Consider the following 23433-nt stretch of genomic DNA (forward strand, 5'->3'; position numbering starts at 1 on the left):
CATCGGGCACAATGGGCGACAAATGGCTCGTTCAGCGGCTTTGGGGGCACTAAATGTCATCGGAGGAGGGGGCTGAGGGCATCCGGCCCGGACGTTCTGCCGCACGGCTGGACGCCGTGGACCGCGCGATCGTCGCTGAGCTGCTGCGGGACGGCCGGATCTCGGTCCGGGCGCTGGCCGAGCGCGTGCACGTCTCGCGAGCCAACGCCTACGCGCGGTTGACCCGCCTGACGGACGAGGGCGTGATCACGGGCTTCACGGCGGAACTCGCGCCGCACAAGGCCGGCCTCGGCACCAGCGCGTACGTCTCGGTCACCATGGAGCAGAACTCCTGGCGCTCGGTCTGGGCCCGGCTCAAGGACATCCCCTACGTCGAGCACCTCGCGATGCTCGGCGGCGACTACGACGTCCTGGCCCTGGTCAGGGCCCCGGACAACGAGGCGCTCAGGCACGTGGTGCTGGAACGCATCCAGGACATCCCCGGCGTCCGGGCGACCCGCACATGGCTCGTCTTCGAGGAGGCGCGGGGCAGGGGAGCTCAGTGGGAGGCGTGGGACGACTGAGTCCCGGGTCGCGCCGCGGGCCGGGCGTTCCGCCCTTCTTGCACGCTCGCGCGGCCTGTGTCACGCTGAATACAGACCGCTCGGTCAGTAATTAGGCCGAGCTCAGCCGGGTCCCCAGCGGGAGGAGCCCATGACGACGACGCCGCAGGCCGCGCCGCAGCCGGCGCCCGCCGAGCAGTTCGAGGCGACGATCGCGCGCAACGACCGGATCGAGCCGCGCGACTGGATGCCCGACGCCTACCGCAGGACGCTGGTCCGGCAGATCGCCCAGCACGCGCACTCGGAGATCATCGGGATGCAGCCGGAGGGCAACTGGATCACCCGGGCCCCGTCGCTGCGCCGCAGGTCGATCCTGCTGGCCAAGGTCCAGGACGAGGCCGGGCACGGCCTGTACCTGTACTCGGCGTGCGGGACCCTCGGGGTGTCGCGCGCCGAGCTGACCGAGATGCTCCTCAGCGGCCGGCAGAAGTACTCCTCGATCTTCAACTACCCCACGCTCTCCTACGCCGACGTCGGCACGATCGGCTGGCTGGTGGACGGCGCGGCGATCTGCAACCAGGTCCCGCTGTGCCGGACGTCCTACGGCCCCTACGGCCGGGCGATGATCCGCATCTGCAAGGAGGAGTCGTTCCACCAGCGGCAGGGCTACGAGCTGCTGATGACGATGATGCGCGGCACCGACGAGCAGCGCCGCATGGTGCAGGAGTCGGTGGACCGGTTCTGGTGGCCCTCGCTGATGATGTTCGGCCCGCCGGACGCGAACTCGCCGAACTCCGAGCGGTCCATGGCGTGGGGCATCAAGCGCAACGGCAACGACGAGCTGCGCCAGCGCTTCGTCGACATGACCGTCCCGCAGGCCGAGGCCCTCGGCGTCACGCTCCCGGACCCCGACCTGCGGTGGAACGAGGAGCGCCAGGCCCACGACTTCGGCGAGCCCGACTGGTCGGAGCTCTCGGCCGTCATCAAGGGCGAGGGCCCCTGCAACGCCCAGCGGCTGGCGCACCGCCGCCGCGCCCACGAGGACGGCGCGTGGGTCCGCGAGGCCGCGACCGCCTTCGCGCGCAGGCAGGCGGCCCGGGGCGAGGAAGCAGGGCACAGGGAAGCGGCGCGCGGGGAAGGAGCCGGGGCATGAGCGAGTGGCCGCTCTACGAGGTGTTCGTGCGCGGCAAGCGCGGCCTCAACCACGTCCACGTCGGGTCGCTGCACGCCCCCGACGACGAGATGGCCGTCCGGCACGCCCGCGACGTCTACACGCGCCGCAACGAGGGCGTGAGCATCTGGGTGGTGCGCTCCGACGCCATCACCGCGTCCAGCCCGGACGAGAAGGACCCGCTGTTCGCCCCCAGCGGCGACAAGGTGTACCGGCATCCGACGTTCTACGAGATCCCCGAGAACGTCCCGCACATGTGAAGGCCGCCATGGAGAATCAGCACGGATCCGTGTACGACGGGCTTCTCGACGGCGACAGCTCCCAGTGGGCGTTCGGGACCGACTTCGAGGACCCGCTGGCCGGCGTCGACACGACCGTCCCGGACGGCGTCGACCCGCGCGCGCTCGCGACGTACTGCCTGATGCTCGCCGACGACGCCCTCGTCATGTCGCACCGGCTCTCCGAGTGGTGCAGCAACGCGCCCGACCTCGAAGAGGACATCGCGCTCGCCAACATCGCGCTGGACCTGCTCGGCCAGGCGCGGCTGCTGCTCGCCCGGGCGGCCACCGCCGACCCGTCGGTCGTCCCGGCGCTGCCGGAGGGCTCGCCGGTCCCGGCCGAGGACGCGCTCGCGTTCTTCCGGGACGCCGACGGCTTCCGCAACGTCCGCCTCGCCGAACTGCCGAACGGCGACTTCGGGCACACCATGGCCCGCGTCCTCGTGTTCGCGACCGCCCGGCTGGCGCTGTTCGAGCGGCTCACCGGCAGCCGCGACGCCGTCCTCGCCGCCGTCGCGGCCAAGGGGGTCAAGGAGCTGGCCTACCACCGCGACTTCGCGGGCCGCTGGTTCCTCACCCTGGCCCAGGGCACCGAGGAGTCGCGCAGCCGCGTCCTCGCCGGGCTCGACGAGGTGTGGCGCCACCATGACGAGCTGTTCCGCACTCACCCGGTAGAGCGCGAGCTCGCCGAGGCGGGCGTGGCCGTGGACCCGGCCGCCACCGCGGACGACGCCGACGCGGTGCTCGCGCAGGTCTTCGCAGCGAGCGGGGTCGAGCGGCCGGAGGTGCCGCAGACCGGGATGCTCGGCGGGCGCGCCGGACGCGACGGCGCCCACACCGAGGCGCTGAGCCGGATGCTGGCCGAGATGCAGGTCGTCGCCCGCGCGCACCCGCTGGGACGGTGGTGAGCGCCGTGCCCGGTACCGCCTACGCCGTCGCCGCGTCCGTCCGGGACCCGGAGATGCCGATGCTGACCCTGGAGGACCTCGGCGTCCTGCGCCGCGTCGAGGAGCACGGCTCCTCGGTCACCGTGGCGATCACCCCGACGTACTCGGGGTGCCCCGCCCTCGCCACGATGCGCGACGACCTGGTCCACCGGCTCGGCGACGCCGGGTACGCCGACGTCCGGGTCGAGATCGAGCTGACCCCCGCCTGGTCCAGCGACTGGATCAGCGAGCGGGGCCGGGCGGCCCTCGCGGCCGCCGGCGTCTCCCCGCCCGGCCCGGCGCCGGAGCGCTCCGGGCCCGTGGCGCTGTCGCTGGCCCCGACCCGCCGGAGGCTGCGCTGCCCGCGCTGCGGGTCGGCGTCGGTGGAGCTGACCTCGGAGTTCGGCTCCACCGCCTGCAAGGCGCTGTACCGCTGCACCGACTGCCTTGAGCCGTTCGAGCACGTGAAGGAGATCTAGCGGTGGCGGCTGCGACGTTCCACCCACTCAAGGTCGCCGCGGTCGACCGGCTGACCGACGACTCGGCGGCGGTGACCTTCGACGTCCCGCCCGAACTCGCGGGCGAGTACGCGTTCGCCGCGGGCCAGAGCCTCACGCTGCGCCGGGTGGTCGACGGGCGGGAGCACCGCCGGTCGTACTCGATCTGCGCGCCGGCGGGGACCCGGCCGCGGATCGGCGTCCGGGAGATCCCCGACGGCATGTTCTCCTCCTGGCTCGTGCGGGAGGTCCGCCCCGGAACCGAGATCGACGTCCAGATCCCGTCCGGCAGCCTGCGGGCCGACCCCTCCGAGCCCGGACGGCACCTGCTGATCGCGGCGGGCTCCGGCATCACCCCGATGATCTCGATCGCGGCCACCGTCCTCACCCACCCGGACACCCGCGTGAGCCTGCTGTACGGCAACCGCACGAGCGGGACGGTGATGTTCGCCGAGGAGCTCGGCGACCTCAAGAACCGCTACGGCCCCCGCTTCCAGCTCGTGCACGTGCTGAGCCGCGAGCCCCGCGAGGTCGACCTGTTCTCCGGGCGGCTCGACGCCGACCGCCTGCGCCGCCTGCTCACCGCCGTCACGCCCGTCGACGACGTCGACCACGTGTGGCTGTGCGGCCCGCTGGAGATGGTCACCGGCGCCCGCGACGTCCTGTCCGAGCTCGGCGTCCCGCGCGAGAAGGTGCACGTCGAGCTGTTCTACGTCGACGAGCCGCCTCCCGAGGTGCGGCGCGAGGGCCCGGCCGTCACCGGCGAGACCAGCAAGGTGACCGTCGTGCTGGACGGCCGGTCGAGCACCGCCCCCATGCCGCGCGACCAGCGCATCCTGGACGCCGCCCAGGCCACCCGCGCCGACCTGCCCTTCGCCTGCAAGGGCGGAGTCTGCGGGACCTGCCGCGCCCGGGTCACCGAGGGCGAGGTCGACATGGTCCGCAACTACGCCCTGGAACCCGCCGAGGTCGAGGACGGGTTCGTGCTCACCTGCCAGTCGCACCCGGTCACCCCCGCCGTCACCGTCGACTTCGACGCCTGAGCGGGCCCCGCTCAGGCGGGCGGCGCGGCCAGGCCGTCGAACGCGATCGTGGTGATGGCGTCCGACAGGGCGGCCGCGCTCACCTCGCCCCCCGGGCGGTACCACTCGACGAGCGAGTTGACCATTCCGAACAGGAGCCGGCTCACCAGCTCCGGCGGCACGTCGGAGCGCAGCGCCCCCTCCGCCGCCGCCGCGCGCACCAGCTCCGCCAGCCGCGCGTCGATCCAGCGGCGGCGCTGGAGCGCCGCGAGCTCGACCTCGCTGTTGCCGCGCACCCGCAGCAGCAGCGTCACGGCCGGCTGGTGGGCGACCAGCACCTCCACGCTCTGCCGCACCACCGACCGCAGCCGCTCGTAGGCGGTGCCGCCCGACTCGTCCTGCGCCTCCCGGATCACGGCGGTCAGCTCGTCGAGGGCCTCGTCGAGCGCCAGCGCGAGCAGATGCGACTTGCCCGGCACGTGGTGGTAGATCGCCGACTTGCCGACCCCGAGCTCCTCCGCGAGGTCGCCCATGCTCGTCCCCTCGTAGCCCTTCCGATTGAAGAGCTCGATGGCCCGCCGCAAAACGGTCTCCTGGTCATACCCGGGCCTCCCAGGACCGCGGGGACGCGCGCTGACCGGCTCGGACATGGCTTCATGATTCCACAAGGGCACGCTCGACATTTTGGTGGCGTCAGGGGGTTCTCATGTAGCAGGTCTGTGTTTCTGGTCCTCAGGTCCGAGCGTGCCCTGACCTGGCCGGCTTCAGGGGGCGTTGTGGTCCGGGTCGGTGGCTTCGGCGATGGGGACGGGGACGATCGCGGCGATGCGGCGGCCCCGGTTGGTGATGTAGGTGATGCGTCCCCGGACGGCGGCGTCGTTGAGGACGTCGGCGAACTGGCGGCGTGCGTCGGCGACGCTCATCTCTTCCGACTTCATGAACGTCAGTGTACGGGCACGACTTTTTAAGTACATGCATGTACAGTTCGAGGGTGCAGCTCAGGTACAACTTCCGGCTCTATCCGACCCCCGGCCAGCAGCAATCGCTGGCGCGGGCGTTCGGCTGCGCGCGGGTGGTGTTCAACGACGCCCTGCGTGCACGCCAGGAAGCGCATGCGGCGGGGCTGCAGTACCCCTCGGACGGAGAACTGTCCAAGCAGGTCATCACCCGGGCCAAGAAGACCAGCGAGCGGGCGTGGCTGGGCGAGGTGTCGGCCGTCGTCCTTCAACAGGCCCTCGCCGACCTGAACACCGCCTACCGCAACTTCTTCGCCTCCCTGTCGGGCACGCGCAAGGGCCGCGGGGCCGCGCTGCCCAAGTTCCGGTCACGCAAGGACCGGCGACAGGCGATCCGGTTCACCCGCAACGCCCGCTTCAAGGTCACGCCGGGCGGGAAGCTGCGCCTGCCCAAGATCGGGGACGTGCGGGTCCGGTGGTCACGGGACCTGCCGTCCGAGCCGTCGAGCGTGGCAGTGATCAAGGACGCGGCCGGACGGTACTTCGCCTCGTTCGTGGTGGAAGTGCCGGGCGATCCGCTGCCGCAGGTGGCGGTCGAGGTCGGCATCGATCTGGGGCTCACACACTTCGCGGTGCTGTCGGACGGCCGGAAGATCACCAGCCCGAAGTTCCTGCGCCGCGCCGAACGGCGGCTCCGCAAAGCACAGCAGGCACTGTCCCGCAAGCAGAAGGGCTCCAAGAACCGGCGCAAGGCCGCCGCGAGGGTCGCACGCATGCATGCGCGCGTGGCCGATGCGCGGCGGGACCACCACCACAAGCTCTCCACACAGTTGATCCGCGAGAACCAAGCGGTCTACGTGGAGAACCTCGCGGTGAACGGTCTTGTCCGCACCCGCCTCGCCAAGTCCGTGCACGACGCAGGCTGGGGCCGGTTTCTCGTGATGCTTGAGTACAAGGCGCAACGGTATGGCCGCTCCTTCGCGAGGGTGGATCGCTGGTTCCCGTCCTCCAAGCTCTGCGGGGCGTGCGGAGCGGTCGCCGATTCCATGCCGCTGAACACCCGCGAATGGACGTGCGCGTGCGGCACGGTCCACGACCGAGACGTCAACGCAGCGAAAAACATTCTGGCCGCCGGACGGGCGGACAGGCTAAACGCCTGGGGAGGGACCGTAAGACCACCCGTCCAGGGAGGCAGGACCCAGCGAAACAGGAAGCCACAGAAGTGCCGCACACGCGGCACAGGCTGAATCTCCGGCCATCAGGCCGGAGAGCGCGTCAAAACCGCTGGCTGATTCCGTCGGCCGCGCTCGCCGTGCACCTCCGCATCGGGCAGGCATACGCCACCAGCGTCTGCAAGACCGCACTCGTCGCGCACTTCGACGCCGGCCTCACGGCGGTCGGCGGCGGCTGACCTCGGGGCGCGCGAGGGCCCGCACGAGGGCTTGCAGCGCGTTATCGAAGGCGTGGTCCGGGGGCGTCGCGTAGCCGACCACCAGGCCGTCCTCCGCTGGGAAGCGGGAGGCGGGGTGGCGGAACCACGACAGGGCGTCGACGGCGACGCCCGCACGGGTCGCGGCCTCCAGGGTCGCGGTTTCGGTGCCGGGCGGTAGGCGCAGGACGGCGTGCAGGCCGGCCGCCATCCCCGTCACGTGGACGTGGGGGGCCTGCGCGGCCAAGGCGGCGACGAAGCGGTCGCGCCGCGCGCGGTAGCGCTGGCGCATGCGGCGGACGTGGCGGTCGTAGGAGCCGGAGTCGAGGAGGTCGGCCAGAGTCAGCTGGTCGACCACGCCCGCCCACGCCTCGCGCTGCCCCTTGGCCCTGAGCACGCCGTCCACCAGGTGGTCGGGCAGGACCATCCAGCCGAGCCGGACGGCGGGGGACAGGCTCTTGCTGGCGGACCCGATGTAGAGGACGCGGTCGGGGGCCAGGCCCTGCACCGCGCCCACCGGTTGGCGGTCGTAGCGGAACTCGCCGTCGTAGTCGTCTTCGAGAACGAGCCCGTCCGACGAGGCGGCCCACTCGACCACCGCCGTACGCCTGCGCGAATGCAGCGGGCCGCCGGTGGGGAACTGGTGCGCGGGTGTCAGGAGGACGGCGCGGTCGGAATCCGAGAGTTCGTCGACGCGGGCGCCGTCGTCGTCCACGGTGAGGGGGCGGGTCCGCGCACCAGCGTGCTCCAGCAGCTCCCTGTGGAAGGGCAGGCCGTACCCCTCGACCGCCAATGGGCCGGGCAGTACTCCGCCGCCGAACAGTAGGCGCAGAGCGTGCGCGAAGCCGGAGCAGACCACGACGTGGTCGGCGTCGGTCCGGACTCCGCGCGTGCGGGCCAGGTACTCGGCGAGGGCGCGGCGCAGTTCCGGACGCCCGCGCGGGTCGCCGGGGCCGAAGGCCTCGTTCGGGGCCGCTGTCACCGCCCGGCGCGCCGACGCCAGCCAGGCGGCGCGCGGGAAGGACGCGGCGTCCGGCTGCCCCTGCCGCAGGTCGTGTGCTGGCCCGGGCGACCGGACGCCGGGTCGCGCCGCCGCGCGCACCGGGGGCGGTTGCGCGCCGAGGGCGACCCGCGTCCCGGAGCCCTGGCGGGCGGTCAGCCAGCCCTCGGCGACGAGTTCGGCGTAGGCGTCGGCGACGGTGTTGCGGGCCAGGCCGAGGTCCGCGGCCAGCGAACGGTAGGGCGGCAGCCGGGTGCCGGGGGCCAGCCGCCCGGAGCGGACCGCCGCGCGCAGCGCACGGGTCAGGGCGGCCCGCCGCCCGCCGCCGCCCGGCAGCTCCAGATGGAGGTCGGCCCCGATCCGTTCGGCCGGATTGACCCAGCTTCCCGCCATGAGATTGCACTCTATCGCCGGTCTCTTTCCCTTCTAGGTTGAGGTGGAGAGCTCGACTCACACCAGTGAACTGGGACTACGGAGGAAAGCGATGAACCCCCTGAACACCCTGCGCTCCGCCATCCGGGGCGGGGTCCTGCTGCCCGGCGATCCCGGGTTCGAAGCCGCGCGCCGCCCCTGGAACCTGGCCGTGGAGCAGCCCGTCGAGGCCGTGGTCGAGGCCGCCGACGCCGATGACGTCGCCGCGCTCGTCCGGTATGCCGGGAAGGCCGGGCTGGGGATCGCCGCCCAGCCGAACGGGCACGGCGCCACGGGCCGCACCGGGGGCGCGATCCTGCTGCGCACCCGGCGGCTGGACGGCCTGGAGGTCGACCCCGCGGCCCGCCGCGCCCGGGTCGGCGCGGGCGTCGCCTCGGGGAGGCTCCAGGCGGCGGCCGCGCCGCACGGCCTGACCGGGCTGCCCGGCAGCTCTCCCGTGGTCAGCGTCGCCGGGGTCGCCCTCGGCGGCGGGCTGAGCTGGTTCGGCCGCGCCCACGGCTGGGTCGCCGACTCCGTCACCGCCTTCGAGATCGTCGACGCGGACGGCCACCGCCGTCACGTCACCGCCGACACCGACCCGGGCCTGTTCTGGGCGCTGAGAGGCGGGGGCGGCGACATCGCCGTGGTGACGTCGCTAAAACTGGCCCTTCACCCGGCGCCGCACCTGTACGGCGGCCGGATGCTGTGGCCGGCCGAGCACGCCCCCGAGGTGATGGACGCCTACCGGCAGATCACCGCCGAAGCCCCGGACCAGCTGACTACATGGCTCGACCTGCTGCACTTCCCCGGCTCAGCCCCGATGGTCGCGGTCGACACCACGTACCTGGGCCAGGCGGACGACGCACGCGACCTGCTGCGCCCCCTGGACCGTTTGGCCCACCCCCTGTCCGACAGCAGGGCGCCCATGCCGGTCTCCGAACTGGGCACCATCACGGCCGAACCCACAGACCCCGGCCCGGGAAGCTCCCGCGCCGAACTCCTCACCACCCTGGACGACACAGCGGCCAAAACACTGCTGGCCGACCCCATTACCCCCCTGCTGAGCGTGCAGATTCGCCACCTGGAGGGCAAGTTCACCCGCGACTCGGACACCCCGCACGGCCCACTAACCGCGCCCTATGCGCTCTACATGTTCGGAATCCCGACCACCCCGGCGACCGCCGAAGCCATAGCCGCGAAGCAACAAGCACTGGCCGATGTCCTCCCCACCACGGGACGAAAGCCCGTCACATTCCTCAACCCAGAAGAGACCCTGGGGAACGCATTCACCCAGGAAACCCTGACCCGCCTACGCGGGATCAAGACCCGACACGACCCCCACAACGTCGTCCGCGGCAATTTCTCCACCACCGCGTAAGAACCGGAGACCCCGGCCACCGCCGCAACCACGCGACAACCTCAGGGCCGCGATCGCGTCCGAAGGCAGATTCGAGCGAAGCAAGAATCTGATCGCGCAGCGAGCCGCAAGGCGAGCCGGAGCGATGCCAGCGATCGCCGCGGTGCTCGACGATGGAGGGCCGCCAGGCCCGAAGGAGGAGAGCACTGCCATAAACACAGCAATAAATTCCCCAAGAGAGGGTGCGAATTGTAGAAGCATCGCGCGTTCGGTGGCCCGGTGCCTTTATACCGGGACGTGGGAGCGGTGCCTTGACCGGCCGTGACCGCGCTCGGCGCGGTGTGGATGACCTGGCCTGTTCCCCGGCGGCCTAGTATGAGGACGGGACCGTCATTCGTCACTGACCGAAGGGGAAGGCAATTCATGGCGCAGCAGGTCAAGGTTCGCCTGGTCGACGACATCAGCGGCGGGGAGGCCGTGGAAACCGTCTCGTTCTCGCTTGACGGCAAGGCCTATGAGATCGACCTGAACAAGAAGAACGCCGCCAAACTGCGCAAGGTCATCGAGCCTTACCGGGAGCACGCCCGCAAGGCGCGCCGCGCCGCGGGCCGGACCGCCGCGCGGACGGCGGGCAGCCGGGAGCGCAGTGCGGAGATCCGCCGCTGGGCGAGGTCGGCGGGCATCCCGGTGAACGACCGCGGACGCATCCCGGCCGACGTGATCCAGAAGTTCGAGGCCGCGCACTGAACCGGCGCCGCCGGCGCCCGGGACGCGCCGGGGCGGCGCCGGGTCAGACGAGCTCGGTGACGGCCAGGCAGATGCCCAGTTCCAGGCGGCTGCGCGCGCCGAGCTGCTCCATCACGTCGTGCACCTGGCGCTGGACGGTGCGCGGCGAGATCTTCAGAGCGTTGGCGGCCGCCTGGTCGGTCATGCCCGCGGCGAGCTTGCGCAGGATGCTGAGCTGGAGTTCGCTCACCGGCCGCGCGGGGACGGGCGCGATGGGGAACGCCTGCTCCCAGTGGCTCTCGAAGAGGGCGACCAGCCGGTCGATCTCGGCGGGCCGGCCGGTCGCGGGAGCGAGGTAGGGGCCGTCCCGCCCGACCACGGCGGTCCTGCGGTCGATCACCAGGAGGAAGGTGGACAGGGCGCCGCCGAGCCGGATCTCGCACGGTCCCCGCCTGGAGGCGGCCGCCTGGAGGCGGCAGGTGCGCGAGACGACGATGCGGGAGCGGGGGCGGGGAGCGGGGCGGCGCAGGTAGGCGTTGCGCAGGGAGGCCGGCCAGGCCGGGACGAGCGAGAGGATCTCGTGCCGGGCGGTCGCGAGCAGACCGGTGACCTGCTTTTGATCATGTACCGAAAGGTGCATGCGTACCCTCGTTCGATCGGTGTGCGTATCACCACTTCGGCATTGCCTCTTGGCGGGGGTGCAATGCGATTCGACGGTATAGTCCGCGCCCTTACCGGACGCTAACCGGCATCCGGCGCCTGATGCCGGGATTGCCTACCGGCTTACTGGGGAACTCGTCCCGCCAGGCCGTCCGCCTCCTGCCGCGCGGCCTCGGCGGCGAAGTGGTGGCCCGCCGCGGCATAGGCGTCGCCCAGCCGGCGCAGCGTCCGCGCGAGGAACGGGAGCCAGCCGCGGGTGCGCCACACCTCCACGGACTCCTCCAGGCAGGCGACGGCGCCCGAGGTGTCGCCCGCGGCCAGGTTCAGCTCGCCGAGGACGGCGAGGGCCTCGGCCCGGTGGTGCCCGAAGTTGCCCGCCCGGCTGTAGGTGAGCGCGAGGTCGGCGGTGGCCCTGGCCCGCAGGTCGCCGATCGCGGTGAACAGCTTGGCGAGGTAGACGAGCGAGAACGTCTCGAGGTAGCGGTCGTCCATCTCGCGGGCCATCATGATCGACCGGTTGAGCATGTCCTGGCCGGTGCCGAGGTCGCCGGCGAAGGCGTGGGCCACCCCGAGGAACTGGACGACCGTCGCCTTGAGCCGGGGGTTGCCGAGCCGCTCGGCGATCTCCAGGGCGCGCTCCAGGCAGGGCAGGGCGCGGTGCGGGTCCTCCTCGCCGTGCGCCACCGCCTGGACCTGCAGCGCCCGCGCCTGCCCGCCCAGGTAGCCGCAGGGCTCGGCGAGCCGCAGGGCGCGCTCCGCCGTGGCGAGGGCCTCCTCCTTGGCGCCCTGAGCCACCAGCCCCCAGCTGATCTGGACGAGGGCGTCGGCCATCCCGCGCTCGTCGGCCAGCTCGGTGAACAGCCGCAGCAGCCGCTCCGCGGTCTCCCGCATCACGACCATCGCGGGCTTGTTGCGGCCCTCCGAGGTCCAGGTGACGACCTCCAGGAGCCCCCGCTGCAGGACGGCCTCGCCCCGCTTGTTCCGTGCGGCCCGGCAGAGCCGCAGCGCCCGCTCGTGCGTGTGCCGCCAGTCGTCGTAGGCGCCCCGGAGGTCGCAGAACTTCTCCAGGCAGGCGGCGAGGTCCCAGGCCAGCTCGTCGAGCTTCAGGTCGCACGCCTGCCGGGCCGCGGCCGTCAGCGCGGGCAGCTCGGCGGAGAACCACAGCAGCGGGTCGGCGAGCAGGCGCGCGGCGGTGGCGGGGGAGAGGGGCCAGCGCGGCGCGGTGCCGTGCATGGAGGCGTAGGCGGGGCCGGGGATGCGGTCGGCGGCGTTCTCGGCGAGCCACAGCCAGGCCCCGAGCGCGCGGGCGAGGGCGGCGGTGCGCTGCCGGGGGGCGTCCTCCGCCTCGGCGCACTCCCGCGCGTACAGCCGGATCAGCTCGTGCATGCGGTGCCGCAGCCCGCCGGTGGCGTCGGTGCCGACCACGTTCACGAGCTGGGCGTCGATGAGCCGCTCCAGGTGGGGGCGGGCCTCGTTCAGCGGGACGCCGAGGAGCGCGGCGACCGTCCACAGGGTGAAGTCCGGGACGTCCAGCAGCCCGATCACCCGGAACGCCCGCCGGGTCGCGGGCGGCAGCGGCCGGTAGCTCGTCGTGAAGCTCGCCCGGACCGCCAGGTCGCCGACCGACAGCTCGTCCAGCCGGCCGCGCTCGTCGCGCAGCATCTCGGCCAGGTGGGCGAGGGACCAGTTCGGGCGGCCGACCAGCCGTCCCGCGGCGATCCGGACGGCCAGCGGGATGTGCCCGCACAGGCCCGCGATCTCCATCGCCTCCTCGGGCTCGGCCGCGACGCGGCGGGGCCCGATGACGCGGGTGAGCAGGTCGACGGCCTGCGGCGGCGACAGGACCTCCAGGTCCAGCAGGGTCGCGCCCTCCAGGCCGGTGAGGCGGTTGCGGCTGGTGATGAGCACGGCCGTGCCCGGGGAGCCCGGCACCAGGGGCCGCACCTGCTCCTCGCTCACGGCGCCGTCGAGGACGACGAGCACCCTGCGGCCGGCGAGCCGGCTGCGGAACAGGGCCGCGCGCTCGGCCGGCGTCGGCGGGACGCCCGAACCGCTCACCCCGAGGGCGCGCAGGAACCGGTCGAGGACCTCCGCGGGCTCGGGCCGGGCGTCGGCGTCGCCGGTCAGGTTCGCGTAGAGCTGGCCGTCGGGGAACGCGTCGGCCAGCAGGTGCGCGACGTGCACGGCGAGCGCCGTCTTGCCGATCCCGCCCATGCCGGCGATCGTGGTGACGGCCACCGCCCGCGCCCGCCCCGCCGGCGGCGGGCCCGTCAGGCTCTCGGCGATCAGCGCCGCCTCCTCGGAGCGGCCGGTGAAGTCGGGGATCCCGGGCGGCAGCTGCGCGGGGACCGCCACGGCCCCGCGGGGGTCGGCGCCCGGCGCCGCCGCGGCGGGGAACGGCCGGTCGCGGTCGAGCACGCGCAGGTAGGCGTCCTGGACCTGGCCGCTCGGCTCGACGCCGAGTTCGTCGGCCAGCCGCTCGCTGAGCCGCCGGTACACGTTCAGCGCCTCGGCGGGCTGCCCGCCGGCGGCGAGCAGCTCGATGAGGGCCGCGTGCAGCGGCTCGTCGAAGGGCAGGTCGCCGGCCAAGGAGCGGACGGCGGCGATCGCCCGCTCGGGTCCGCCGACGCGGCGGGCCGTGTCCGCGAGGTCCATCACGGCCTCGCGCACGTGCTGCTCGACCGAGCGCAGCAGGACGTCGGTGCGGTCCAGGTACTCCATGCCGGTCAGGACGGGCCCGCGCCGCAGCTCCAGGGCCGAGACGAGCACGGCGGTGCGCGGCTCCGGCTCCTCCACCGCGCGGGCCCGCTCGATCCGCGCCCGGAACCGGTGGAGGTCGAGGTCGTCGCCGGGGACCGCCAGGCGGTAGCCGTCCTCGTAGTCGATCGACGGCCCGCCGCCGAGCTGCCTGAGCCACTTGCGCAGCCGGGAGATCCCGACGTGGACCGACTCCCTGCTCGTCGTCTCGGCGCGGTCGGCCCACACCAGCCGCGTGAGCCTCTCGGTGCGCAGGGGCTCGCCCTGGGCCAGCAGCAGCGCGCCGAGCAGCCCCTGCAGGACGTTGGAGCGGGGCGGCGGCACCTCGGTCCCCCCGACGGTGACCGAGAGCCGGCCCAGCACCCGGAACGACGGGCTCCCCGCGGGCGCCGGCCTTTTCGCGTCCTCTCTCGGAACGGAGATGTGTGGCACCTTCCCTCGGCAGGTGGGCGGTCTCAGCGGGAGGCGGTCACCGGACCGACCTGATCGGCTGGACGGCGAGGCCGCCGGCGACGGCGAGGACGGCGCCGCCGGTGAACAGCGCGGAGAAGCCGCCCGCGAGCAGCGTCCCGGCGGCCACGAGCGGGGCGAGGGCGACGGCGCCGCTGCCCGCCGCGTTGACCAGGCCGAGGTCCTTGGCGCGGTCCCGCTCCAGGGGCAGCACCTCGGTGACCAGCGCCTGGTCGATGGCCAGGTAGACGCCGTACCCGGTGCCGAGCACCAGCGCCGAGGCCATCGCCGCGGACCAGACGGGGACCAGCGCCATGCAGGTCAGCGCCGCGCCCATGAGGAGCGAGGCGACGATGACGAAGGGTTTGCGCCGCCCCGTGCGGTCGGACGCGCGGCCCGCGGCGAGGCTCGCCGCGACGACCCCGGCGGTGTAGAGCAGGCTCAGCACCGCCACGCCCCTGGCGGGATCGCCGACACGCACCGCGTCACGCAGGAAGTACAGCAGGTACAGGGTGGCGATGGAGACCGAGAGCTGGGAGAAGAACCGCCCGGACAGCGCCCAGGCGAAGTCGGGGTGGCGCCGGGGGCTGACGTACAGGCCGGCCGCGAAGGCCGCGGGCGACCGGCGGCGTGCTCCGGGTTCCGGGACGGGGCGCCCGTCGGGCGGGCCGTCGGGGCCGGGCGCCCGGAGGGGCGCGTGCTCTTCGAGCATGACGTACGGGAGGGGCAGCGCGAGCGTCAGCCCGCCCATGAGCACGAATCCGGCCCAGGTGGGGACCGCCGAGACCAGCGTCGTCCCGACGACCAGCCCGACCGGCATCGCGAGCCCCGCGATGCCGGAGACCAGGCCGCGCCGGGCCGCCGGGACGCGGTCGGGGATCGCGGCGCACAGGGCCGCGGCCATCGCGTTCGAGCCCCCGTGCACGAGGATCCAGCACGCGCCGACCCCGGCGACCGACGTCTGGAGCGGCAGCGCGAGCAGGCCCAGGGAGCAGGCCAGCGCGGAGGCGAGCACCCAGGGCCGCCGCCGCCCGAAGCGCGAGGCCGTGCGGTCCGACAGGGAGCCCGCGACGGGGGAGGAGACGATGGCGGCCGCGGCGCCGAGCGCGGTGATCAGGCCGAGGTGCCAGACCTGGCGGGCCGGGTCGAGCGCCGCGAGCCGGGCGGGAAGCAGGATCTGCGCCGCCGCGAGCAGGCCGGCCCACATCGCGAGCGCCGCCAGGAAGTAGGCGGTGATCCAGTGGCGGGGGACGGGGGCGGCCGGTGCGTGCCGGGCAGGGGCGGATCCTTCTCTATAGGAGATCTCCATTTGAGCTGAAGGCCCTCGCATGTTCTTTTGTTAACGGGAGCTGAAATGCATCGATTCAACCGATGTTGAACCTTATGCCGGAACTCTTGTTGATCACATGCGGGGCATAATAAAAGAGTCCGGTGAACATCATGACCATTGGATCGTTGGACTGTCAACCAACTGTCAGGTTGGACCAGGCCAACGTGACCCGGCGGACCGTTATGGGCCCCCGGGCGCCGCGGCCGGGCCCGTCTCGCCCGTGCGCCGCCGCGCGCGGTCAGTGGCCCAGGCTGCCCCCGCCGTCGATGGTGACCACCTGGCCGGTCACCGCCGCCGCGCCCTCGGAGGCGAGCCAGACCGCCGCGGCCGCGATCTCCTGGAGGGTGGCGGTGCGGCCAAGCGGGACCTCGTCGAGGATCTGCCGCTTGTAGCGGTCGCTGAGCCCGCTGGTCATGTCGGTGTCCAGCAGGCCTGGGGCGATCACGTTCGAGGTGATGCCGCGGGTGGCCAGCTCGCGGGCCAGCGCCCGGGCGAGCCCGATCAGGCCGGCCTTGCTGGCGGCGTAGTTGGCCTGGCCGGGGACGCCCTTCAGCCCGGCCACCGAGGACACGAAGATCATCCGTCCGCGCCGCCCGCGGATCATGTCCGGGACCGCGGCCCGCGCGACCCGGTAGGCCCCGGTCAGGTTGGTGTCGACCACGCGGGTGAACGACTCCTCCGTCATGCGCAGCAGCAGCGCGTCGTCGGTGATCCCTGCGTTGGAGACCAGGACCTCGACCGGCCCGTGGGCCTCCCGCACCTCCTCGAAGGCCCGGGCGACCTGCCCCGAGTCGGTGACGTCGCACTTGACGGCGAGGAGCCCGGCCGGGGCGCCGGATCCGCGGTGGGTCACCGCGACCGCGTCGCCGGCGCCGGCGAACGCGCGGGCGATCGCTAGCCCGAGGCCGCGGTTCCCGCCGGTGACGAGTACGGAACGGGTCATGAGTCCCCTCCAGGAAGGGTCGGCCCGGCCGGCCGGGGCACCGGGTCCGCGGCGGCGACCGCCGCGGCGAGGTCTCCGCCCCCGCCGATCGGGTGGTTCCACCAGAAGCGCCCGGTGGCGGCGAATCCGTAGGGGGTGAGGCGGTGCCGGACGCGCTCGTCCGGCTCGTAGAGCTCGTCCCAGTCGGGGTCCAGGCCGTCCCGGTAGAGCGCGGCGACGATCTCGGGCAGCGCGTCGCCGCCGGAGTCGCCCGGGAACAGGCGCAGGCCGTCGGTGCGCTCGCCCACGACCTCGACCAGACGGGCGGGTTCGGACTCCTGCGCCGCCCGGAGCGCCTCGTCGAACAGCGGTCCGCCGTCCGGGCGCTCCGCCCAGAACGCGGCTTCCAGTGCCTCGTCCCCGAGCACGCCGCCGCGGCGGGCGGAGTGGAGCGGGACGGCGGGCGCCCGGCAGACGAGGCCGATGGCGCTCCGGGCCGGCGGCTCCGGGGACGTCAGGGCGGCGACCAGGCGGCACGCGTCGTCCAGGTCGAGGGCTCCGGCCAGCGCCGCCGCGGCGTACTCGCCGACCCCCTCGCCGACCGTCCAGGCGGGCCTGATCCCGAGGTCGGACAGCGTCCGCCCGGCGGCGTAGGCGACGGCGAAGGCGGCCGGCCCGGCGGCGGGAGCCCGCACGCCGGTGAGCACGACGTCCCGGACCGACCAGCCGAGACGGGGCAGCAGCGCCGCGTCCACGGCCGCGAGGGCGCGCCGGTAGGCGGGGACCCGCTCGTGCAGCCGGGCCGACATCCCGGGCCGCCAGGCCGAGCCGCCGGAGATCACCCATCCGGTCTTCGGCCGCGCCCCCGCCCGTCCGGACAGCGCGGCGAGCCGGGCGTCGTCCTCGGCGGCCTCCAGCAGCGCCGCCGCGGCGGCCGCCCGGTCGGAGGCCGGAAGGGCGAACCGGACCGGCCCCGACGCCTTGACCTTGTTGGACGTCCAGCTCAGCCGCCCGAGCGTCCCGGCGGGCGCGGCGGCGACGTCCCCGGCCAGCCGGCGGACGGCTTCGGCGAGGCCCTCGCCGCCGGTCGCCGAGACGGTCAGGACCGCGCCGCAGGCGCGTCCGGATGGCCCGGCACCCGGCCGCGCGGCCGCCTCCGGGGCGGTGCCGAGGACGATGTGCGCGTTGGTGCCGCCCAGGCCGAAGCCGCTGACCCCGGCGAGGACCTCCCCGTCCGGCAGCGGCATCGCCTCCTTGACGAGCCGGAGCCCGTTCGCCGCCAGCTTCAGCCTCGGGTTCTCGCTGTCGGAGAACCGGCTGAGCGGCACCACGCGGTGGTGCAGGGCCAGCGTGGTCTTGATCAGGCCGGCGATGCCCGCCGCCCCCTCGGCGTGGCCGATGTTGCCCTTGACGGACCCGATCGCGCACGGCCGCTCCCGGGGGACGCCGTGCACCTTCCCGAGGGCGCGGGCCTCCAGCCGGTCGCCCAGCAGCGTCCCCGTCCCGTGCGTCTCCACATAGGCGACGTCCTCCGGGCGGACCCCCGCGCGCTCGTAGGCCTCGGCCATCACGGCCTGCTGGGCGTGCGGGTTCGGCGCGGTGACCGTCGTACTGCGGCCGCCGTGGTTGACCGCGCCGCCCTTGATGACCGCGTACACGGGCAGGCCGTCGGCGAGGGCGTCCTCCAGCCGGCGCAGGACGAGCGCCGCGACGCCCTCGGCGCGCCCGAAGCCGTCGGCCTTGGAGCTGAACGGCTTGCAGCGGCCGTCCGGGGAGGCCACCTTCGCCTGGGCGAAGTAGATGCTGGACGAGGGGGTGATGAACAGGTTCACCGACCCCACCAGCGCCTGGTCGCAGACGCCGGCCCGGAGGGCGTGGCAGGCCTCCTCGGTCGCCACCAGCGAGGACGAGCACGCCGTGTCGATCGCCATGCTCGGGCCCCGCAGATCGAGCTGGTAGGAGATGCGGTTGGCGGCCATCGCATAGCCGTTCCCGGAGCCGACGTGGCCGGTGATGCTCGTGAAGTTGGTCATCAGCAGGCTCATCCACTCCGAGCCCATGATCCCGACGTAGACGCCGGTCCTGCCGCCCGCGAGCGAGCGCGGGTCGATCGTCGCGTCCTCGAGGGCGCGCCACGCGGTCTGGAGCAGCAGCCGGATCTGGGGGTCGGCGACCTCGGCCTCCTCCTTGGAGAATCCGAAGAACTCGTGGTCGAAGGCGTCGGCGTCGTCGATGAAGCCCGCGTACCGGGTGTTGGTCTTGCCGAGGCCGCCGTCCGGGTCGTAGTAGACGTCGGCGTCCCAGCGGGACTCCGGCACCTCGGTCACCCCCTCGTCGCCGCGCATCAGCAGGTCCCACAGCGCGGCGGGGTCGGGTGCCTTGGGGAAGCGGCAGTCGATGCCGACGATGGCGATGTCCGTCATGCTCCTGGTCCTCCTCGGCCGCCGGTCCGCAGCAAGCAGCACCCGGCGTGCCCGTCGCTGTCGATGGTGGTGATGAGCGCGAGACCACCGGCGGGGTCGGGGGCCGCCCGCTCCCGTCCGGCGCCGGAGACCGCGATCGCGGCGGCGACCTGGAGCGCGCCGGCGGCCCCGAAGGCGTCACCGACGATCTCCGAAAACCGCACGACGCGGGTGCGGGCCGGAACGCGCATGCGGGCGTCCTCCGGTCCCGAGGGCACGAGGACGCCGACGTCCTCCAGGTCCGCGCCCGCCGTGCGCAGCGCCCTGTGCACGGCGGCGCCCAGAACGTCGTGCGCCTGGCCGGGCTCGTCGAAGACGCCGCTCTCCAGTGCGAGGACCTCGGCGAGCACGGGCCGGCCCCGGGAGCGCGCCCGGCCGGCGGACTCGACGAGGAACACGGCGCACCCCTCGGCGGGCCGCCCCGCGCGCCCGGCGGCCTCGGCGATCGCCGCGCGCCGGTCGTTCAGGTCCTCGTAGGCGCCGCAGACGACGGCGTCGGCCCGGCCGGCGGCGAGCAGCCGCCGCGCGTACCGCAGCGCGGCGAGTCCGGTGGCGCCGCCCGCCGTCACGGTCGCGTTGGGCCCCTGGAGGTCGAACGCCATCGCGGCCTGGGCGCTCGCGTAGTTCATCACGCACGCGGGGACGAGCGCCGGGTTGACGTTGTCGGGCCGCGGCCGGGTCAGCGAGTCCCGGGTGAGCGTCATCGACTGGTCGATCCCGGCCGCGCCGCTGCCGAGCACGAGGGCCCGGCGGTGGGGCGGCCATCCCTCCAGGACGTCTCCGCCGAGGAGGTCCGCGATCGCGGCGAGCGCCATCGCGGAGGGGCGGTCGACCAGCCGGACGGGGCGCGCGGACGGGTCGGGGGCCTCGGTGCGGAAGTCCTCGACGGCGCCGCCGGGAAGCGGCGTCCCCGCGCGGACGGCCTCGCCGAACGGGCCGGCGCCGACGCCCGCGGGCGACATCAGCGCCATCGCCGAGATGGCGGTGCTCACGCGGCCCCCTCCCGCGCGCCGGCGCCGGCTTCCGCGGGCGGCACGTCCGGCAGCGCGCCGGCGTGGCGCAGCACGACCGCGGCGTTGTTGCCCCCGACGCCGAGCGAGTTGACCACGGCCGTGCGAACCCGGGCGGGGCGCGGCGCGCCCGTCACGCAGTCGACGGGGCACTCGGGGTCGGGCGTGGAGAAGTTGACGGTGGGCGGGATGAACCCGTGCGCCATGCCGAGCACCGCCGCGATGCACGCGTGCGCGCCGGCCGCGCCCTGCGTGTGGCCGATCATCGACTTGAGGGCGGTGACGGGCGGCCCCGCGGCGCCGAACACGTCCGCGAAGGCGGCCGACTCCATCGCATCGTTGATCTTCGTGCCGGTGCCGTGCGCGAAGACCACGTCCACCTCGGACGGGGCCGCGCCGGCGTCGCGCAGCGCGCCCGCCAGGCAGTCGGCGACGCGCTCGCGCAGCGGTCTCGTGGGGTGCTCGGCGTCGCAGTTGAGCCCGAACCCGGCGACCTCGGCGAGGACGGTCGCGCCGCGCCGGCGCGCGTGGCCGAGGGTCTCAAGGACGAGCATCCCGGCCCCCTCGCCGAACATGAACCCGCTCCGGTGCAGGTCGAAGGGGCTGCACCTCTCCGGGGCCCACGCCCGCAGCCGGTAGAACCCGGCGAACGCCATGCGGCTCACCGAGTCGGCCCCGCCGCAGACCGCGAACTCGGCCTCGCCGCCGCGCAGGGCGTCCAGGGCGTGGCCGACCGCGTAGTTGCCCGCGGCGCACACCGTCGGGATCGCGACGGCCTCCACGTCGGTCAGCCCGAGCTCCACGGCCACCGCGACGGGCAGCCGCCCCGGATGCACCCGCCGCGCGCGCGACGCGGGCAGCCGCGCCAGGCCGCCGGCGACCTCGGCGGCGGCCAGCGCGTCCACGTCGAGCGACTCGCCGCAGGTGGTGCCGACGGCGACGACGCCGCGCTCGTCCCGGACCGACGCGGGGTCGAGCCCCGCGTCCCGCATCGCCATCCGCGCGGCGGCGGCCGCCTGGGCGCCGACCTTGCCGAAGCGGCCCGGCTCGATCCGGCGCAGGCGGGTCTCGGGATCGAACCCGGGCACCTCGTAGGCGCGGGCGTACCTGAAGCCGGTCGTGTCGAACCCGCTGATCGGCGACGCGCCGCAGGCGCCGTCCCGCAGCGCCGCCAGGAAGTCCGCGCGGCCGATGCCGATGCTCGAGATGACGCCCAGCCCGGTGACGACGACCCGGGGCCGGCGGCTTTCTGCCGGGCCCCGGGCGCGGGGACGGTCTTGGGAAACGGTGGACATCTCCAATTCGGCTCACCTCGAAGCGAGGATTTCCCGCCGCGGCGCCCGGCTCAATGGCCGTCGGCGCGCCCTATCGCGCTGCGCTCATGGCCATGCCCGCTTCGGTACGTCCGGGCCCCGGCCCGGGGCTGCCCGTGCACCGGCGAAAGAGCGGCCGAATCGGCAGTCCGCAGGCCGGCCCCCGCGTCTAGTGTCCAGGGGCGAAGTCGACCCGGCCGGGAGTGCCTTTCATGAATGGGATTCGAGTCGCATGGTGAATTCGTTCGCGCGGCTGTTCGCGGAGCCGAGGATCAGCGCGGTGCGGCGACCCGACGGGACGGTGCTGCTGTCCTCGGGGGCGCCGCTGGAGCACTACGACGCCGACCTCGCGCGCCCCCTGCGCCGGTGGGCGGCGGAGCGGCCGGGCGCCGTCCTCGCCGCCGAGCGGCGCAGCCGCGGGTGGGAGGAGCTGACCTACGGCGACGCCCTCGCGGACGCGGAGGCGCTGGGGCAGGCCCTGCTGGAGCGCGGCCTCGGCCCGGAGCGCCCGCTCATGGTGCTGTCGGGCAACTCGCTGCGGCACCTGCGGCTCACCCTCGCCGGGTACCTCGCCGGGATCCCGGTGGTCTCGCTCAGCACCGCGTACTCGCTGAGCGGCGGCCACGAGCGGCTGCGCGCGGTCGCCGGCATCGCCCGGCCCGGCGCCGTCTACGCCGAGGACGGCCGGGAGTACGGCGCGGCGCTGGCCGCGCTCGCCGGGCTGGCCCCGCGCGCGATCCTCGGCCGGGAGGGCGGCGGGGAGCCCTTCGAGGAACTGCTGCGCACCGAGCCGGGGGAGCGGCTCGCCGCGGCCCGGGCCGCCGTCACCCCCGACTCCGTCGCCAAGATCTTCTTCACGAGCGGCTCGACCGGGCGCCCGAAGGCCGTCCCGAACACGCACCGCATGCTGTGCGCCGTCCAGCAGATGATGCGGCAGGTCTGGCCGTTCCTCGCCGAGACGCGGCTGACCCTCGTCGACTGGCTGCCCTGGAGCCACACATTCGGCGGCAACCACAACCTCCACATGGTCCTGACGAACGGCGGCACCCTCGCCATCGACGACGGCGGGCCGACCCCCGAGCTCCTGGCGCGCAGCCTGCGCAACCTCACCGAGTTCTCGCCGAACGTCTACTTCAACGTGCCCGCCGGCTTCGCGCTGCTCGCGGAGGCGCTGGAGTGCGACTCGGTGCTCGCCAAGACGTTCTTCGCCCGGCTGGGCCTGCTGTTCAGCGCCGGCGCCCCGCTGCCCGCCGAGCTGCGCGAGCGGATGCTGCGGCTGGCGGAGCGGTTCTCACCCGGGACGGTCCGCTTCACCTCCTCGTGGGGCCTCACCGAGACGGCGTCGGCCGTGACCTCCGCGCACCTGGACACCGACGTGCCGGGCGCGATCGGCGTGCCCCTGCCGGGGGTCCGGCTCAAGCTGGCCCCGGTCGACGGGCGGCTGGAGATGCGGGCCGCGGGCCCCACGGTCATGGCCGGGTACCTGCACGACCCGGACCGCACGGCCGCCGCGTTCGACGAGGAGGGCTACTACCGGACGGGTGACGCCGGCGCGCTCGCCGACGAGGGCGACCCCGGCCGCGGCCTCGTGTTCCAGGGGCGCATCAGCGAGGACTTCAAGCTGACGACCGGCACGTGGGTGCGGGTCGGCGCGCTGCGGGCGGCGCTGCTGGCGGCCGCCGACCTGCTCGGCGAGGTCGTGATCACCGGGGCGGGCCGCCCCCATGCGGGGGCGCTCGCCTGGACCCGGTGCGTCGGCGACCCGGCGGTCACGCGCCGGTGCCTGGCCGAGGCCCTGGCCAGGTTCAACGCGGGGCAGCGGTCCTCGCGGCGGATCGAGCGGCTCCTGCTGCTGGCCGAGCCCCCGGACCGCGACGCGGGGGAGCTGACCGACAAGGGCTCGGTGAGCCAGCTGGAAGTGCTCCGCAACCGCTCCGCACAGGTGGATCTGCTCTACCGCGACCCGCCGCCGCCCGAGGTGATCCTGCCCGCCGACCACGCCGACTGAGCCAGGCATGCCCATAAAGGCAGCACGTGAGCGCGGCGGCATAGGGATTTTCCGGTAACGGGGCCCTTGCCCAGACTTTCGGTACCGGACGCCTGAACGAGAATGGAGTTCGCACATGGCCGACAAGCTCTCCGCGGCGTTTTCCTCATCGTCCGAATCACTTGAATCACCTGAATCACCCGGACCTTCCGGGCCGTCTGGGACGC

20 protein-coding genes and 1 pseudogene are annotated in these 23433 nt (G+C 74.0%); 11 read left to right on the plus strand and 10 right to left on the minus strand.

Annotated elements, in window-relative coordinates; translation table 11 throughout:
* The first annotated feature begins 53 nt into the window (after positions 1–53).
* The 6 genes from FKD65_RS38130 to paaE all read left to right on the plus strand — a co-directional run bounded on the left by FKD65_RS38130 (position 54) and on the right by paaE (position 4457).
* Positions 54–563: an Lrp/AsnC family transcriptional regulator gene (locus FKD65_RS38130; RefSeq protein ID WP_141584068.1), complete on the plus strand. Its 510-nt coding sequence runs from the start codon at positions 54–56 to the stop codon at positions 561–563.
* A 130-nt stretch (positions 564–693) separates the two neighbouring features.
* Positions 694–1695, plus strand: coding sequence for a 1,2-phenylacetyl-CoA epoxidase subunit PaaA (gene paaA / locus FKD65_RS38135; protein WP_141584070.1), 1002 nt, complete (start codon positions 694–696; stop codon positions 1693–1695).
* Complete coding sequence (paaB, locus tag FKD65_RS38140) at positions 1692–1973, plus strand: 1,2-phenylacetyl-CoA epoxidase subunit PaaB (RefSeq protein WP_089315753.1); 282 nt, start codon at positions 1692–1694, stop codon at positions 1971–1973. The genes paaA and paaB overlap by 4 nt, the downstream gene beginning before the upstream one ends.
* 8 nt (positions 1974–1981) lie before the next feature.
* Positions 1982–2899 (plus strand): 1,2-phenylacetyl-CoA epoxidase subunit PaaC, encoded by a 918-nt coding sequence (gene paaC, locus FKD65_RS38145; protein ID WP_141584073.1) that lies wholly within the window; start codon positions 1982–1984, stop codon positions 2897–2899.
* Positions 2900–2904: 5 nt separating this feature from the next.
* Positions 2905–3396 (plus strand): 1,2-phenylacetyl-CoA epoxidase subunit PaaD, encoded by a 492-nt coding sequence (paaD, locus tag FKD65_RS38150; RefSeq protein ID WP_302931571.1) that lies wholly within the window; start codon positions 2905–2907, stop codon positions 3394–3396.
* 2 nt (positions 3397–3398) lie between these two features.
* A complete protein-coding gene (gene paaE / locus FKD65_RS38155) occupies positions 3399–4457 on the plus strand; it encodes a 1,2-phenylacetyl-CoA epoxidase subunit PaaE (protein WP_141584075.1) in 1059 nt (352 codons plus the stop codon).
* An 11-nt stretch (positions 4458–4468) separates the two neighbouring features.
* Here the strand turns inward: paaE and FKD65_RS38160 are convergent, their stop codons facing one another.
* The gene (locus tag FKD65_RS38160) at positions 4469–5086 is read right to left on the minus strand and encodes a TetR/AcrR family transcriptional regulator (RefSeq protein WP_141584077.1); all 618 of its coding nucleotides are present in this window, start codon (positions 5084–5086) and stop codon (positions 4469–4471) included.
* 114 nt (positions 5087–5200) lie between these two features.
* Positions 5201–5374 carry a type II toxin-antitoxin system prevent-host-death family antitoxin gene (locus FKD65_RS38165; RefSeq protein WP_141584079.1) on the minus strand — a complete coding sequence of 58 codons (174 nt, stop codon included), beginning with the start codon at positions 5372–5374 and terminating at the stop codon, positions 5201–5203.
* 53 nt (positions 5375–5427) lie between these two features.
* Between FKD65_RS38165 and FKD65_RS38170 the strand changes: the two genes are divergently transcribed.
* Together FKD65_RS38170 and FKD65_RS45920 are read left to right on the plus strand one after the other, a co-directional pair.
* The gene (locus FKD65_RS38170; RefSeq protein ID WP_240809806.1) at positions 5428–6639 is read left to right on the plus strand and encodes a transposase; all 1212 of its coding nucleotides are present in this window, start codon (positions 5428–5430) and stop codon (positions 6637–6639) included.
* A pseudogene (locus FKD65_RS45920) lies at positions 6615–6794 on the plus strand (hypothetical protein); the annotation flags it as partial. The gene FKD65_RS38170 and the pseudogene FKD65_RS45920, both read left to right, overlap by 25 nt.
* Here the strand turns inward: FKD65_RS45920 and FKD65_RS38180 are convergent.
* On the minus strand, positions 6781–8214 hold the full coding sequence (locus tag FKD65_RS38180; protein WP_141584081.1) for a PLP-dependent aminotransferase family protein: 1434 nt from the start codon (positions 8212–8214) through the stop codon (positions 6781–6783). The pseudogene FKD65_RS45920 and the gene FKD65_RS38180 sit on opposite strands and share 14 nt — an antisense overlap.
* A 91-nt stretch (positions 8215–8305) precedes the next feature.
* On the opposite strand from FKD65_RS38180, the gene FKD65_RS38185 reads away from it, so the two are divergent.
* Complete coding sequence (locus FKD65_RS38185) at positions 8306–9610, plus strand: FAD-binding oxidoreductase (RefSeq protein WP_141584083.1); 1305 nt, start codon at positions 8306–8308, stop codon at positions 9608–9610.
* Between the two features lie 402 nt (positions 9611–10012).
* Positions 10013–10336 (plus strand): Lsr2 family protein, encoded by a 324-nt coding sequence (locus tag FKD65_RS38190; protein WP_141584086.1) that lies wholly within the window; start codon positions 10013–10015, stop codon positions 10334–10336.
* Between the two features lie 43 nt (positions 10337–10379).
* On the opposite strand, the gene FKD65_RS38195 is transcribed toward FKD65_RS38190, so the two are convergent.
* The 7 genes from FKD65_RS38195 to FKD65_RS38225 form a co-directional block, all read right to left on the minus strand.
* Positions 10380–10955 (minus strand): helix-turn-helix transcriptional regulator, encoded by a 576-nt coding sequence (locus FKD65_RS38195; protein ID WP_141584089.1) that lies wholly within the window; start codon positions 10953–10955, stop codon positions 10380–10382.
* A 143-nt stretch (positions 10956–11098) separates the two neighbouring features.
* On the minus strand, positions 11099–14095 hold the full coding sequence (locus FKD65_RS38200; protein ID WP_141584091.1) for a BTAD domain-containing putative transcriptional regulator: 2997 nt from the start codon (positions 14093–14095) through the stop codon (positions 11099–11101).
* 106 nt (positions 14096–14201) lie between these two features.
* Complete coding sequence (locus FKD65_RS38205; protein ID WP_141584093.1) at positions 14202–15512, minus strand: MFS transporter; 1311 nt, start codon at positions 15510–15512, stop codon at positions 14202–14204.
* A 238-nt stretch (positions 15513–15750) separates the two neighbouring features.
* Positions 15751–16455 (minus strand): 3-oxoacyl-ACP reductase FabG, encoded by a 705-nt coding sequence (gene fabG, locus FKD65_RS38210; protein ID WP_141584095.1) that lies wholly within the window; start codon positions 16453–16455, stop codon positions 15751–15753.
* Positions 16452–18857, minus strand: a complete 2406-nt coding sequence (locus FKD65_RS38215; RefSeq protein WP_141584097.1) for a type I polyketide synthase — start codon at positions 18855–18857, stop codon at positions 16452–16454. The genes fabG and FKD65_RS38215 overlap by 4 nt, the downstream gene beginning before the upstream one ends.
* Complete coding sequence (locus tag FKD65_RS38220; protein WP_141584099.1) at positions 18854–19888, minus strand: beta-ketoacyl synthase N-terminal-like domain-containing protein; 1035 nt, start codon at positions 19886–19888, stop codon at positions 18854–18856. The genes FKD65_RS38215 and FKD65_RS38220 overlap by 4 nt, the downstream gene beginning before the upstream one ends.
* The gene (locus tag FKD65_RS38225; RefSeq protein WP_141584101.1) at positions 19885–21201 is read right to left on the minus strand and encodes a beta-ketoacyl synthase; all 1317 of its coding nucleotides are present in this window, start codon (positions 21199–21201) and stop codon (positions 19885–19887) included. Before FKD65_RS38225 ends, FKD65_RS38220 begins: the two co-directional genes overlap by 4 nt.
* Positions 21202–21451: 250 nt before the next feature.
* Here FKD65_RS38225 and FKD65_RS38230 point away from each other — a divergent pair, with 250 nt between their 5' ends.
* Positions 21452–23227, plus strand: a complete 1776-nt coding sequence (locus FKD65_RS38230; protein ID WP_168221311.1) for an AMP-binding protein — start codon at positions 21452–21454, stop codon at positions 23225–23227.
* The last annotated feature ends 206 nt before the right edge of the window (positions 23228–23433 follow it).

Source organism: Actinomadura sp. WMMA1423, assembly GCF_006547145.1.
Taxonomy (GTDB): Bacteria; Actinomycetota; Actinomycetes; order Streptosporangiales; family Streptosporangiaceae; genus Spirillospora.

Bases quoted from the DNA above. Each gene is read 5' to 3' on its own strand.
- FKD65_RS38130 (WP_141584068.1), top strand. From the start codon at position 54: ATGTCATCGGAGGAGGGGGCTGAGGGCATCCGGCCCGGACGTTCTGCC.
- paaA (WP_141584070.1), top strand. From the start codon at position 694: ATGACGACGACGCCGCAGGCCGCGCCGCAGCCGGCGCCCGCCGAGCAG.
- paaB (WP_089315753.1), top strand. From the start codon at position 1,692: ATGAGCGAGTGGCCGCTCTACGAGGTGTTCGTGCGCGGCAAGCGCGGC.
- paaC (WP_141584073.1), top strand. From the start codon at position 1,982: ATGGAGAATCAGCACGGATCCGTGTACGACGGGCTTCTCGACGGCGAC.
- FKD65_RS38160 (WP_141584077.1), bottom strand. From the start codon at position 5,086: ATGTCCGAGCCGGTCAGCGCGCGTCCCCGCGGTCCTGGGAGGCCCGGG.
- FKD65_RS38165 (WP_141584079.1), bottom strand. From the start codon at position 5,374: ATGAAGTCGGAAGAGATGAGCGTCGCCGACGCACGCCGCCAGTTCGCC.
- FKD65_RS38180 (WP_141584081.1), bottom strand. From the start codon at position 8,214: ATGGCGGGAAGCTGGGTCAATCCGGCCGAACGGATCGGGGCCGACCTC.
- FKD65_RS38185 (WP_141584083.1), top strand. From the start codon at position 8,306: ATGAACCCCCTGAACACCCTGCGCTCCGCCATCCGGGGCGGGGTCCTG.
- FKD65_RS38190 (WP_141584086.1), top strand. From the start codon at position 10,013: ATGGCGCAGCAGGTCAAGGTTCGCCTGGTCGACGACATCAGCGGCGGG.
- FKD65_RS38195 (WP_141584089.1), bottom strand. From the start codon at position 10,955: ATGCACCTTTCGGTACATGATCAAAAGCAGGTCACCGGTCTGCTCGCG.
- FKD65_RS38205 (WP_141584093.1), bottom strand. From the start codon at position 15,512: ATGCGAGGGCCTTCAGCTCAAATGGAGATCTCCTATAGAGAAGGATCC.
- fabG (WP_141584095.1), bottom strand. From the start codon at position 16,455: ATGACCCGTTCCGTACTCGTCACCGGCGGGAACCGCGGCCTCGGGCTA.
- FKD65_RS38215 (WP_141584097.1), bottom strand. From the start codon at position 18,857: ATGACGGACATCGCCATCGTCGGCATCGACTGCCGCTTCCCCAAGGCA.
- FKD65_RS38225 (WP_141584101.1), bottom strand. From the start codon at position 21,201: ATGTCCACCGTTTCCCAAGACCGTCCCCGCGCCCGGGGCCCGGCAGAA.
- FKD65_RS38230 (WP_168221311.1), top strand. From the start codon at position 21,452: ATGGTGAATTCGTTCGCGCGGCTGTTCGCGGAGCCGAGGATCAGCGCG.